Consider the following 11,906-nt stretch of genomic DNA (forward strand, 5'->3'; position numbering starts at 1 on the left):
GGCCGGCAAAGTGTACTTGTTGGTTCTGTATTTTGCGCGTGTAGTTTTTGCAAGGGTCGCCACGCCGGGCCGGGCATGATACGCGTGAGCGCGTTGCCAGCCAAGCCGGGCTTGGACTAGACTGCGACATTGGACAAATTGCCTATCCGGATCCCATGGCCCGTATCACCGTCGAAGACTGCTTGGAAGTTGTGCCCAACCGTTTCGAGCTCGTGCTGATGGCTACCAAGCGCGCCCGCCAGCTCGCCAAGGGGGCCGAGCCGGCCGTCAACCCCGATCATGACAAGCCCACGGTGCTCGCCCTGCGCGAGATCGCCGAGCGGCGCATCGATCAGGCCACGATCGATGAGATCGACCGCGCCGAACGCGAGCGTGCCGAGCGCGAGGCATTGGAATGGGCGGCAGCCGAAGTCGACGACGATCTCTCCAAGGGCGGCGACGACTGATGGAGGGCGACGGCTGTCCGGGCAGCTGTCCTGATGCCGGCACGGCCGGCGGTTTCTGCACGCGCGCGCCGGTCTCGGGCCTTCTTCCCGGCGCGACGTTTGGGAGTGACGCCTGAGCGGTCCGCGTATACCGATGCCGACTGACGGCGCCGTGACGGCCGCCGACCCCCGCGCATTGCCGCCTTACGCGCAGGCACTCAAGGAACGCATCGCCTATTTGCCCGAAGCCCAGGTCGAGCGCGTGCTGTCCGCCTACGCGGTGGGAGCCGTGGCGCATGCCGGCCAGGCCAGGCAGAGCGGCGAGCCGTACATCACCCATCCGCTGGCGGTCGCCGGCATCCTGGCCGAGCTCGGGCTCGATGCCGAGACGCTGATCGCGGCGATCCTGCACGACACCCTGGAAGACACCGCACTCACCCGCGAGGAGCTCACCGCGCAGTTCGGCGAGACGGTGACCGCGCTGGTCGACGGCGTGACCAAGCTCGACAAGATGCAGTTCTCCAGCCGGCAGGAAGCCGACGCGGAAAGTTTCCGCAAGATGTTGCTGGCGATGGCGCGCGATCTGCGCGTGATCCTGATCAAGCTCGCCGACCGTCTGCACAACATGCGCACGCTGAGCGCCAAGGATGCCGCCTCGCGCCGGCGCATCGCGCGCGAGACGCTGGAAATCTACGCGCCGATCGCGCAGCGGCTCGGCATGAACAAGTTCAAGGCCGAGCTGCAGGATTTGGGTTTCCGCGCCCTGTATCCGGACCGCTACCGGGTGCTGAGCGAGCGCATCCGCCTCGCGCTCGGCAACCGCCGCGAGGCGATGGCCAAGATCGAGGCCGCCCTGACCACGCGGCTGGCCGAGGAGCAGATCCCGGCGCGGGTGGTCGGGCGGATCAAGTCGCCGTGGAGCATCTACACGAAGATGCGCAACGAGCACAAAAGCTTCGCGCAGCTCATGGACGTGTACGGCTTTCGCGTGGTGGTGGACAGCGCCATGCGCTGCTACATGGCGCTCGGCGTGGTGCATGCGCTGTACAAGCCGGTCGACCGGCGCTTCAAGGATTTCATCGCCATCCCCAAGGCCAACGGTTACCAGTCGCTGCATACCGTGCTGCTGGGGCCGTTCGGCGCGCCGATCGAGGTGCAGATCCGCACCGAGGAGATGGATCAGGTCGCCGAGCGGGGCGTGGCCGCGCACTGGGCCTACAAGTCCGACAGCGGTCCGGCCAACAGCGCGCAGGCCCGCGCCCGCGAATGGCTGGCGGCGCTCGCCGACAGCCAGGCGCGCACGCCCTCGGCCGCCGAGTTCATCGAGAACGTCAAGATCGATCTCTTCCCCGACGAGGTCTATCTGTTCACGCCGCGCGGCGACATCCTCGCCCTGCCGCGCAACGCCACCGCGCTCGATTTCGCCTATGCCGTGCATACCGATGTCGGTGACCATGCGGTGGCCGCGCGGGTGGACAAGAAGCTGGTGCCGTTGCGCACACGGCTGGAATCGGGGCAGATGGTCGAGATCATCACCGCGCCGTCGGCGGTGCCCAATCCGGTGTGGCTGGAGTTCGTCGTCACCGGCAAGGCGCGCACGGCGATCCGCCAGCATCTGAAACACCTGCAGCACGAGGATGCGGTGGACTTCGGCCATCGCATGCTCGACCGCGCGCTGGCGGCGCAGGGCAGCAGTCTGGATGCCATCCCGCCGGCCGTGCTGGACCGTTTTCTGCGCGAGGCCAAGCTGCACCGGCTGGAGGAACTCCTGGCCGAGATCGCCCTGGGCAACCGCATGCCGGACGCCGTCGCCGGCCAGCTCCTGGCGGCACGTGGCGGCAAGGATCACCCCGCCGCGAAGGCCACGCTGGCGCAGGAGAAGATCCGCATCACCGGTGCCGAACGCGGGGTGCTCAGCTTCGCCAATTGCTGCCATCCGCTGCCGGGCGACGAGATCATCGGCTATCTCTCGCCGGGCAAGGGCATCGTGGTGCATCGGCTGGAATGCCCGAACGTGGCCGAGCTGCGCAAGTCGCCGGAGCGCTGCGTGCCGATCGAGTGGGATCGCCACGTGCAGGGCGACTACAAGGCCGAGCTGCGTGTGGAAGTGATCAACCGCCCCGGCGTGCTCGCCACCGTCGCCGCGGCCATCGCCGATGCCGATTCCAATATCGAGAACGTCGAGTACGTCGAGCGCGACGCGGCCGCCGCCACCTTGATCTTCACTATGGAGGTCAAGAGCCGCAAGCATCTGGCCGACGTCATCCGCCGCGTGCGGCGCACCGGTGTGGTCAGCGGGGCCTATCGCCATCCGCTCTGACGCGGGCGGCTTTCCGCATCGCGACCGCGCTTCCTACAATGTCCGGGATGCCGTCGATTCCGCAAAGAGCATCATCCCATTCGCCAGAGGTCGCCATGTCCCGACAGATCATCGCCACTGCGCAAGCGCCGGCCGCGATCGGCCCCTATTCGCAAGCCGTGCGTGCCGGCACCACGGTCTACTGCTCGGGCCAGATCCCGCTCGATCCGGCGACCGGTGCCCTGGTCGAGGGCGACATCACCGCGCAGGCGCGGCGGGTGTTCGAGAACCTCAAGGCCGTGGCCGCGGCGGCCGGCGGTTCGCTCGACGATGCGGTGCGGGTGGGCATCTACGTCACCGATTTGCAGCACTTCGCCGCGGTCAACGCGGTCATGGCCGAATACTTCAAGCCACCCTATCCTGCGCGATCCACCATCGAGGTTTCCGGCCTGCCCAAGGGCGCCCAGGTCGAGGTCGATGCGATCCTGGTGGTGGGCTGAGCGCCGCCGCCTCCGCTGTCTCTCGGCAGGCGCGCGGGCGGCGTCGTGAGCGCCGGTCCCATGGCCGGGGAACGGGCGGCGGACGAGGCGGGAGCGATGCCGGTCACCCGGTTGCCAGGCGTCGGTCCGGCGCAGGCGGCGATGCTTGCGCGGCTCGGGCTCGACACCGTCCGCGATCTCTGGTTCCACCTGCCATTGCGCTATGAGGATCGCACCCGGCTGACGCCCATCGCCGATCTCGTGCCCGGCGCGCGCGCGCAGGTCGTCGGTGAGGTGGCCCACGTCGAGCACATGACGCGGGGACGTTCGCAGCTCAAGGTCTGGCTTGCCGATGCCGCCGGGCAGGGCCTTGGCCTGCGGTTTTTCCATTTCCATCGCAGCCAGGCCGGACGCCTTGCGCCGGGCACGCGGCTTTTGTGTTACGGCGAGGTGCGCCAGGGCGGCTTGGGCCTGGAAATGGTGCACCCCGAATACCGCGTGCTGGAACCGGGCGCCGTGCCGACGATGGAGGCGCAGCTGAGTCCGGTCTACCCCACCACCGAGGGACTCGGCCAGAAACGCCTGGCCGGCACGATCGCCAAGGCGCTCACGCTGCTGCCCGCCGAGTCGGCGCTGGAACTCATCCCGCCGTCGTGGCTTCCCGAGGAGGCCGGCATGTCGCTGCGGGCGGCCCTGCTCTACGTGCATCGGCCGCCGCCGGAGGCCGATCTTGCCGAGCTCGCCGCCGGCCGGCACCCGGCGCAGCGGCGACTGGCGTTCGAGGAACTCCTGGCCCAGCACGTCAGCCTGAAACGCCTGCGCGCGCTGATCCAGCACCAGCGGGCGCCGCTACTCGCCGGCGACGGCGCCCTGCGGGCACGCCTGCTCGAAGCCCTGCCGTTCGTCCCGACCGCCGCACAACGGCGCGTCGCCGCGGAGGTCGCCGCCGACCTCGCCTCGGCGCGTCCGATGCTGCGCCTGGTGCAGGGCGACGTCGGCTCGGGCAAGACGCTCGTCGCCGCGCTCGCCGCGCTCGCCGCGGTGGAAGCCGGTTACCAGGTCGCGCTGACGGCCCCCACGGAACTGCTGGCCGAACAGCACCTGGCTACGTTCAAGCGCTGGCTGGAGCCGCTCGGCGTGCCTGTCGAATGGCTGGCCGGCAAGCTGCAGGGGCGGGCGCGCCGGCAGGCGCTGGAGCGCGTGGCCGCCGGCGCGCCGGTGGTGATCGGCACTCACGCGCTGATGCAGGAGGGCGTGACTTTCGCGCGCCTGGGGTTGGTCATCGTCGACGAACAGCACCGCTTCGGCGTGCAGCAACGTCTGGCCCTGCGCGACAAGGGCGCTTCCGGCACGCTGATGCCGCACCAGCTGGTGCTCACCGCCACACCGATCCCGCGCACGCTGGCGATGGCTGCCTATGCGGATCTCGACGTCTCGGTGATCGACGAGCTGCCGCCGGGCCGCACGCCGGTGCGCACGGTGGCGGTGGCGCAGGATCGCCGCGCCGAGGTGATCGAGCGACTGCGCGCCGCCTGCGCCCAGGGGCGCCAGGCCTACTGGGTGTGCACGCTGATCGAAACCTCCGAGCAGCTGCGTGCGCAGGCCGCCGAGGCCGTGCATGCCGAGCTCGCGGCCGCGCTGCCGGGTCTGCGCGTGGGTCTTTTGCACGGACGCATGAAGCCGGCGCAGAAACAGGCGGTGATGGCGGCCTTCCAGGCCGGCGAGTTGTCCGTCTTGGTCGCCACCACGGTGATCGAGGTCGGTGTGGACGTGCCGCGGGCCAGCGTGATGGTGATCGAGAACAGCGAACGGCTGGGGCTTGCGCAATTGCATCAGCTGCGTGGACGGGTCGGCCGCGGCGCCGACGAATCGAGCTGCGTGCTGCTCTACCAGCCGCCGCTGGGTGAACTTGCGCGGTCGCGGCTCAACACGCTGCGCCAGACCTGCGACGGTTTTCGCATCGCCGAGAAGGATCTCGAGCTGCGCGGCCCCGGCGAGGTGCTCGGCACCCGCCAGACCGGCGAGCTTTGCCTGCGCATCGCCGATCTCTCCCGTGACGCCGCCTTGCTGCCGGCCGTGCAGCGCCTCGGCGAACGCCTGCTTGCCGAGGCGCCGGCGCGCGTCGAGGCCTTGATCGCGCGCTGGATCGGCGCCGCCGCGCGCTACGCACGCGCCTGAAAATCCCAAGCGCGCGGCCGCGACGGCAGCGCCGGGCGTCCTTATCATGGGCGCTTTCCGCTGACCGCTTGGGAACCCATGACCCGCACCCCGTTGCTCATCGATACCGACCCCGGCGTGGACGATGCGCTGGCCATCCTGATGGCGCACGCGCATGCCGAAGTCGTCGCGCTCACCATCGCCGCCGGCAATGTCGGCCTGGCGCATACCGTGCGCAACGCCTGCACCCTCGTCGACCTGCTCTCGGCGCGCACGCCCGTGCATGCCGGCTGTCCGCTGCCGTTGGTGCGTGCGCCGCTGGAGGACGCCGCCTTCGTGCATGGCCAGGATGGTCTGGGCGACGTCGGCTTTCCCGAGCCGGCCAGCCGACCGGCTGACGAGACCGCGGCGCTGGCGCTGATCCAGCTGACCCGGCAGCGGCCGGGCGAGCTGACGCTGGTCGCCCTGGCGCCGCTCACCAATCTCGCGCTGGCGGTCCGGCTCGATCCCGAGCTGCCCTCGCGGGTGCGTCGCCTGGTGGTGATGGGCGGCGCGGTCACCGGGCACGGCAACACCGGCACCGTGCCTGCCGAGTTCAACGTCGGCTTCGACCCGGAGGCCGCGCACGTGGTGTTCGAAGCCTTCACGCATTTCACCCTGGTCGATTGGGAGGCCACGCTGCGCCATGCCTTCGACGAGGACGCCTTCGACGGTTGGGTCGCCCGCGGCGACGAGCGCGCCCGCTTCTTCGACCGGATATTCGCCGCCGCGCGGGCCTACAACCGCCGCAGCGGCCGACGCGGCATCATCGCCGCCGATGCGCTGGCCATGGCGGTAGCGATCGATCCGGCCATCGTCACCCGCCGGGCGAGCCGCCACGTGGCGGTGGAGCTGGACGGCCGCCTGACCCGCGGCGCCACTGTGGTGGACTGGGACGGCCGCCTCGGCCGGCCCGCCAACGCCGAAATCGTGCTGGAGGTGGACCAGGCGCGGTTCGCGGCGCTGGTGCAGCGGGCGCTGGGCGTTCCGGGCGCCTGAACGCCCGGCTTGTCAGTGCGACAGCCGGCCGGCTACAATGCCGCTCTTTTCATCCGCCGCTTTCCATTGCCATGAAGCCCGATATCCATCCGAACTATCGCCCGGTGGTGTTCCAGGACCTTTCGTCCGATTTCGCCTTTCTCACGCGCTCGACGATCGCCGCCAAGGACACCATCAAGTGGGAGGACGGCAACGAGTACCCGCTGGTCAAGGTGGATATCTCCAGCCACTCGCATCCGTTTTATACCGGCAAGCACAAGACCATCGACGCCGGTGGCCGCGTCGACAAGTTCCGTCGCCGCTACGCGCAGAAGTGATGCCGCGCCGGTGCGCCGGCGGACAGCATGAATCCCACGCGGGGCGGCCCATCACGGTCCGCCCCGCGTGTTTTTGCGCGGCCGGAAAGGCGTTTCGCGGCGAGGCTTAAAGCGTGCTGTGCGATCATTCCCGGCCGATCATGCATGGCGCGCCGCCTGTGCGGCCCCGGCGCCACGGCACGTTTCTCGTCCCCTTGCGGATCGGCCGTCCAGACGGCCGGACGCAAACCCCTAAAGCTCCAAGGAGGTAATTCCCCGTGTCTCCAGCCAAGCCCATCAAGCTGATCGACGAGAACAGCCAGCGCAGCAGCGAGCTTCCCCTGCTCGAAGGCACGCTCGGCCCGTCCTGCATCGACATCAGCACGCTGTACAAGGACACCGGCCATTTCACTTTCGACCCGGGTTACGGCAGCACCGCGAGCACGCAGAGCGCGATCACCTACATCGATGGCGACAAGGGCGTACTGCTCTACCGCGGCTATCCCATCGAGCAGCTGGCCGAGCAGTCGAGCTTCCTCGAAGTGGCCTACCTGCTGCTGCACGGTGAGTTGCCGAACCGCGACCAGCTGGCGACCTTCGAGGACCAGATCACCCATCACACCATGATGCGTGAGTCGCAGAAGGACTTCTTCAAGGGTTTCCACCACGATGCCCATCCGATGGCGATGCTGGCCGCCTCGATGGCCTCGCTCTCGGCGTTCTACCACGACGATCTGGACGTCTATAACCCCGAAGACCGCAAGCTGGCGGCGATCCGCCTGATCGCCAAGATGCCGACCATCGCCGCGGCCTGCTACCGCTATTCGATCGGCTGGCCGTTCCGCTATCCGCGCAACAACCTCGAATACGTGAGCCGCTTCCTGCACATGATGTTCGAGGTGCCGAGCGAGCCGCTCGAGCTCAACCCGGTGGTGCCCAAGGCGCTGGATCTCCTGTTCATCCTGCACGCCGACCACGAGCAGAACGCCTCCACCTCCACCGTGCGTCTGGTCGGTTCCACCGGCGCCAATCCCTACGCCTGCATCGCCGCCGGCATCACCGCATTGTGGGGTCCCGCCCACGGCGGCGCCAACGAGGCGGTGCTCAAGATGCTCGAGGAGATCGGCACGCCCGACAAGGTGGAAACCGCGATCCGCCGCGCCAAGGACAAGAACGACCACTACCGGCTGATGGGCTTCGGCCATCGCGTGTACAAGAACTTCGACCCGCGCGCGAAGATCATCCGCGAGATGGCGCACAAGGTGCTGAACGAGCTCGGCGTCGACGACCCGCTGCTCGACGTGGCGATGAAGCTCGAGGAGACGGCGCTCAAGGACGACTACTTCGTCGAGCGCAAGCTCTATCCCAACGTCGATTTCTACTCCGGCATCATCTACAAGGCGCTCGGCATCCCCACCGAGATGTTCACCGTGATGTTCGCCATTGCCCGCACCGCCGGCTGGATCGCCCACTGGATCGAGCAGCACGAGACCCCGGGGACGCGCATCGGTCGCCCGCGTCAGCTCTACGTGGGCAGTACGCCGCGCGATTACGTGCCGATGACCAAGCGCTGAGCCATCGCTACGCGCCGCCGTCGGTCGCCCTTCAGCGAACGGCGGCGGCTTTTCGATAAGCCCATGGAAGCTCGAGTATCCGATTTGCCCCGGGTGGGTCGACTTCGTGCTGATACCGCCAGAACGCTGCGCGGGCCTTTTGGCAAAGGCTTCATTTTGGTTGGCAGTCAGTCAACCGCGGCTTTGCCTTTAGCCTCGTGGCGAGTCGCTCTCGACGTCGTTCAGTAGAATCTCCACCATCGCCAGCGTGGCGCGCCGCATCGGTTTTTCGTCGATGCGGTCGAGGGGTGCCTGCCGCAGGCCATCCCGAGGGAGGATGGTGAGATCGAACGGGACTTCGTCGGCGGCGAAGGTGAGCACGGGATAGTCAGCGGAAGTCTCCCGGTCCAGCCGCAACCTGCGCGTGCTCGTTTCCAGCGGGATGCCGTGCTCGCGCAGGAACAGCATCACCTCTTCGGACGAATCGCTGAAAAGATGCAGGCACACGGCCGAGTGCTCGTCGGCGGTGCCGTCCAGCACCGCGCCGACCAGCCGTGGCTGAAAGCGCTCCAAAAAGCGCATCGCCTCGACGGCCGCGAGGCGGCGGGCCAGCAGGGCCTGCGGCTGGCGTTCGGCCTGGAACAGGCGCTGGCGTTCGCGCAGGGCCTGTTCGATCTCCTGGTTGCGCGGCAGGGATTGCGTGTCCGGCACGCCGAGCCGTTCGGCCGCCTTGAGCTTGGCGCGGTGGAAATCGCGGATGCCGTGTTCGCTCATCAGCCGTGCGGCTTCCTGGGCGATGCGCAGACGATTGCGCTGTATGCGGTCCTGGGCGTGGAGCCGGTGATGTTCGCCGCGCGCCATGAATCCTCCTGCCGATGCCGCACCAGCGCCAAGATTAACGCATTGCGCCGATCGCCGCGGCCGGTCCTCAGAAGATGTCGTAGGCCCGCTGGTCCTGCTCGTCCTGCTGTTGCTGGGTGGCCAGCGCGCGCAGCCGTTCGACGTCCTCGACCTTGAAGATCTCGCTCATCGCCTCCGGATCGTCCGGCGTGGTCGGAAGTCCGGTGGTGCGGTTGATGAGCAGGGTCGCGATGCCCGGCGGCATCGGCAGCGACGCCGGCGGGCGATCCTTGAGCGCCACGCGTATGTAATCCATCCAGATCGGCAAGGCCGCCTGGGCGCCGAACTCGCCCACGCCGCGTGCGCGTCCGAGCGGTGTGAAGTCGTCGAAGCCGACCCAGGTCGCGCTGACCACCTCGGCATTGAAGCCGACGAACCAGGCGTCGCGATGGTCATTGGTGGAGCCGGTCTTGCCCGCCAGGTCGCTGCGGCCCAGCGCCTTGGCGGCATAACCGGTGCCGTGCTGGATGACGTCCTTCATCAGCGAGGTGACGAGATAGGCGTTGCGCACGTCGATGACCGCCGGCGCAAGCACTGGCGCACTGGCGGCGTCGTGGGCATCGGCCGGCAGCGGGGCGTCCGCGGTCGGGTTGGCGTCGGCGGCCGCGTTGCCCGGCGCCTTGGCCATCTCGGCCGGCGGCGGCGCCGGCGGGGAGGGATTGAGCAGGCGCTCGGGACAGGTACGGCAGGCGCGCGGTGGATTGGCGAGATAGACCGCTTTGCCGTCGCGATCGTCGATCTCGTGGATGAAATAGGGCGTCACCAGATAGCCGCCGTTGGCGAACACCGCATAGCCGCGCGCCATGCTGAGCGGCGAGACCGAGGCGGTACCGAGCGCCAGCGACAGGTTGGCCGGCAGGGCGTCGAGCGGAAAGCCGAAGCGGGTGATGTATTCGCGTGCATAGCGCACGCCGATCGCGTCCAAGAGCCGCACCGAGACCAGGTTCTTCGAACGGGCCAGCGCCTCGCGCAGGCGGATCGGGCCGTCGAACTTCTCGTCGTCGTTGGAAGGCGTCCACAGGCCACCCGGGCGCGAGGGGTCGGGCAGCGCGAGCGGCGCGTCGTTGACGATCGAGGCGGGGGTGTAGCCGCGCTCGAAAGCCGCCGAGTAGATGTACGGCTTGAAGCTCGAGCCAGGCTGACGCGCCGCCATCACCGCACGGTTGAATTTGCTGCGCTGAAAATTGAAGCCACCCACCAGCGCCTGGACCGCGCCGTCCTCGGGGTCGAGCGACACCAGCGCGCCTTGCACCGTCGGCCACTGCGTCAATTGCCAATGGCCCTGTCCGTCGGCCATCACCCGGACGACGTCGCCACGCTTGAGTACCGCATCGACGGTCTTCGGTGGCGCGCCGACACGGCTTTCATTGATGTAGGGCCGAGCCCAGGCGACATCGGCCAGACCGAGCTCGATCGTGCGGCCGCCCGAGAGATAGAGCGTCGCCTGCGTCGGTGAACTGGCCGTCACCAGCGCCGGTTGCAGGCCGGCCAGCGGCATGTGGGCGGCGAGCAGTTTGTCGAAAACGGCCTGATCGGCGCCGGCGGGCAAGTCCTGGTGGGCCTCGGCCCCGCGCCAGCCGTGGCGGCGATCGTAATCCATGAGGCCTTTGCGCAGGGCTTCCACGGCCGCCTGCTGACGGGTGCTGTCGAGCGTGGTCTTGACCACGTAACCCTCGGTCAACGCGTCGTTGCCGAGCCGGTCCAGCGTCTGTTGACGCACCATTTCGGCCAGATAGGGGGCGTCCACCTCCACCGGCGGCTCGTGCGGGTAGGCATCGTTCGGCTCCGCCACGGCCTGGCGGTATTCCTCGGCGCTGATGTAGTGATGCTCGAGCATCTGCCCGAGGATCCAGTTGCGCCGCGCGAGCAGGCGCTGGGGATTGTTGATCGGGTTGACCATCGACGGCAGCTGGAAGGTGCCGGCAATGGCCGCGCACTGCGCCAGGGTGAGCTGGTCCAGGGTCTTGCCGTAGTAGTACTCGGCGGCGGCCGCCACGCCGTAGGCGCGATGGCCCAGGAACATCTTGTTGAGGTACAGCTCGAGGATCTGGTCCTTGCTGAGCTCCTTCTCCATGCGCAGCGCGATGAAGATCTCGGTGAGCTTGCGCGAATAGAGCTTCTCCGGGCTCAGGAAGAAATTGCGCGCCACCTGCTGGGTGATGGTGGAGCCGCCCGGGCCCTTGTCGCCGCCGGAGATGAGCACGTGCCAGCCGGCGCGCACGATGCCATGCCAGTCCACCCCGGGGTGCCGGTAGAAATCGGCGTCCTCGGCGGCCAGTACCGCATGCTTGAGGCGCTCGGGCACGTGGCCGATGTCCACCGGGATGCGCCGCATTTCGCCGAAGCTTGCGATCAGCTTGCCGTCGGCGCTCAGGATCTTGAGCGGCACCTGCAGGTGGTAGTCCTTGAGCTGGGACACCGAAGGCAGCCGCGGCGCGATCAGCCAATAGGCGGCGCCCACCGCCAGGACCGCGAGCAGCAGGCCGGTAAAGGCCGCAATGACGGCCCAGCGCAGCAGACGCTTGAAAATGTGCATGTCTAAAGAAGGCTCAGGGCCTGATAGAGCAACGGTCAAGTATAAAGCTTGGCCGCCCGCCCGCCTGCCGCGGCGTCACACGCCTGTCGTGGGGCGGGCGATGCTTGCCTCGGGCGGCCAGGCGATGCGCTCGGCTTGACCAGGCCGGCGGCCGGTCACCCTCGGGCCGTGGCCGCGCGGCTTGCGATCAGACGGTGATTCCGGGCTGCCCGGGCGTCACGTC

General features: G+C 68.4%; 9 protein-coding genes. 7 read left to right on the forward strand and 2 right to left on the reverse strand.

Going from position 1 to position 11,906, the window contains the following annotated elements; translation table 11 throughout:
- The first annotated feature begins 155 nt into the window (after positions 1-155).
- From rpoZ to ALSL_RS03255, 7 genes are all read left to right on the forward strand, one after another.
- Positions 156-446, forward strand: a complete 291-nt coding sequence (gene rpoZ / locus ALSL_RS03225; protein ID WP_126536370.1) for a DNA-directed RNA polymerase subunit omega — start codon at positions 156-158, stop codon at positions 444-446.
- Positions 447-579: 133 nt separating this feature from the next.
- Complete coding sequence (locus tag ALSL_RS03230; RefSeq protein ID WP_126536372.1) at positions 580-2,745, forward strand: RelA/SpoT family protein; 2,166 nt, start codon at positions 580-582, stop codon at positions 2,743-2,745.
- Positions 2,746-2,840: 95 nt separating this feature from the next.
- Entirely contained in the window at positions 2,841-3,224 is a 384-nt protein-coding gene (locus tag ALSL_RS03235; protein ID WP_126536374.1) for a RidA family protein, read from the forward strand.
- 60 nt (positions 3,225-3,284) lie between these two features.
- The gene (gene recG / locus ALSL_RS03240; protein WP_126539990.1) at positions 3,285-5,381 is read left to right on the forward strand and encodes an ATP-dependent DNA helicase RecG; all 2,097 of its coding nucleotides are present in this window, start codon (positions 3,285-3,287) and stop codon (positions 5,379-5,381) included.
- A 78-nt stretch (positions 5,382-5,459) separates the two neighbouring features.
- A complete protein-coding gene (locus ALSL_RS03245; RefSeq protein ID WP_126536376.1) occupies positions 5,460-6,398 on the forward strand; it encodes a nucleoside hydrolase in 939 nt (312 codons plus the stop codon).
- A 71-nt stretch (positions 6,399-6,469) separates the two neighbouring features.
- Entirely contained in the window at positions 6,470-6,715 is a 246-nt protein-coding gene (locus ALSL_RS03250) for a type B 50S ribosomal protein L31 (protein WP_126536378.1), read from the forward strand.
- A gap of 257 nt (positions 6,716-6,972) precedes the next feature.
- Entirely contained in the window at positions 6,973-8,268 is a 1,296-nt protein-coding gene (locus tag ALSL_RS03255; RefSeq protein ID WP_126536380.1) for a citrate synthase, read from the forward strand.
- Between the two features lie 189 nt (positions 8,269-8,457).
- Here ALSL_RS03255 and ALSL_RS03260 read toward each other — a convergent pair whose 3' ends face one another.
- Together ALSL_RS03260 and ALSL_RS03265 are read right to left on the reverse strand one after the other, a co-directional pair.
- A complete protein-coding gene (locus tag ALSL_RS03260; RefSeq protein WP_126536382.1) occupies positions 8,458-9,108 on the reverse strand; it encodes a hypothetical protein in 651 nt (216 codons plus the stop codon).
- 67 nt (positions 9,109-9,175) lie between these two features.
- Positions 9,176-11,683 (reverse strand): penicillin-binding protein 1A, encoded by a 2,508-nt coding sequence (locus ALSL_RS03265; RefSeq protein WP_126536384.1) that lies wholly within the window; start codon positions 11,681-11,683, stop codon positions 9,176-9,178.
- Positions 11,684-11,906: the final 223 nt, after the last annotated feature.

It is taken from the genome of Aerosticca soli (genome assembly GCF_003967035.1).
Classification (GTDB): Bacteria; Pseudomonadota; Gammaproteobacteria; order Xanthomonadales; family Rhodanobacteraceae; genus Aerosticca; species Aerosticca soli.

Coding starts and splice junctions, on each gene's coding strand:
- rpoZ (WP_126536370.1), top strand. CDS start 156: ATGGCCCGTATCACCGTCGAAGACTGCTTGGAAGTTGTGCCCAACCGT.
- ALSL_RS03230 (WP_126536372.1), top strand. CDS start 580: ATGCCGACTGACGGCGCCGTGACGGCCGCCGACCCCCGCGCATTGCCG.
- ALSL_RS03235 (WP_126536374.1), top strand. CDS start 2,841: ATGTCCCGACAGATCATCGCCACTGCGCAAGCGCCGGCCGCGATCGGC.
- recG (WP_126539990.1), top strand. CDS start 3,285: ATGGCCGGGGAACGGGCGGCGGACGAGGCGGGAGCGATGCCGGTCACC.
- ALSL_RS03245 (WP_126536376.1), top strand. CDS start 5,460: ATGACCCGCACCCCGTTGCTCATCGATACCGACCCCGGCGTGGACGAT.
- ALSL_RS03250 (WP_126536378.1), top strand. CDS start 6,470: ATGAAGCCCGATATCCATCCGAACTATCGCCCGGTGGTGTTCCAGGAC.
- ALSL_RS03260 (WP_126536382.1), bottom strand. CDS start 9,108: ATGGCGCGCGGCGAACATCACCGGCTCCACGCCCAGGACCGCATACAG.
- ALSL_RS03265 (WP_126536384.1), bottom strand. CDS start 11,683: ATGCACATTTTCAAGCGTCTGCTGCGCTGGGCCGTCATTGCGGCCTTT.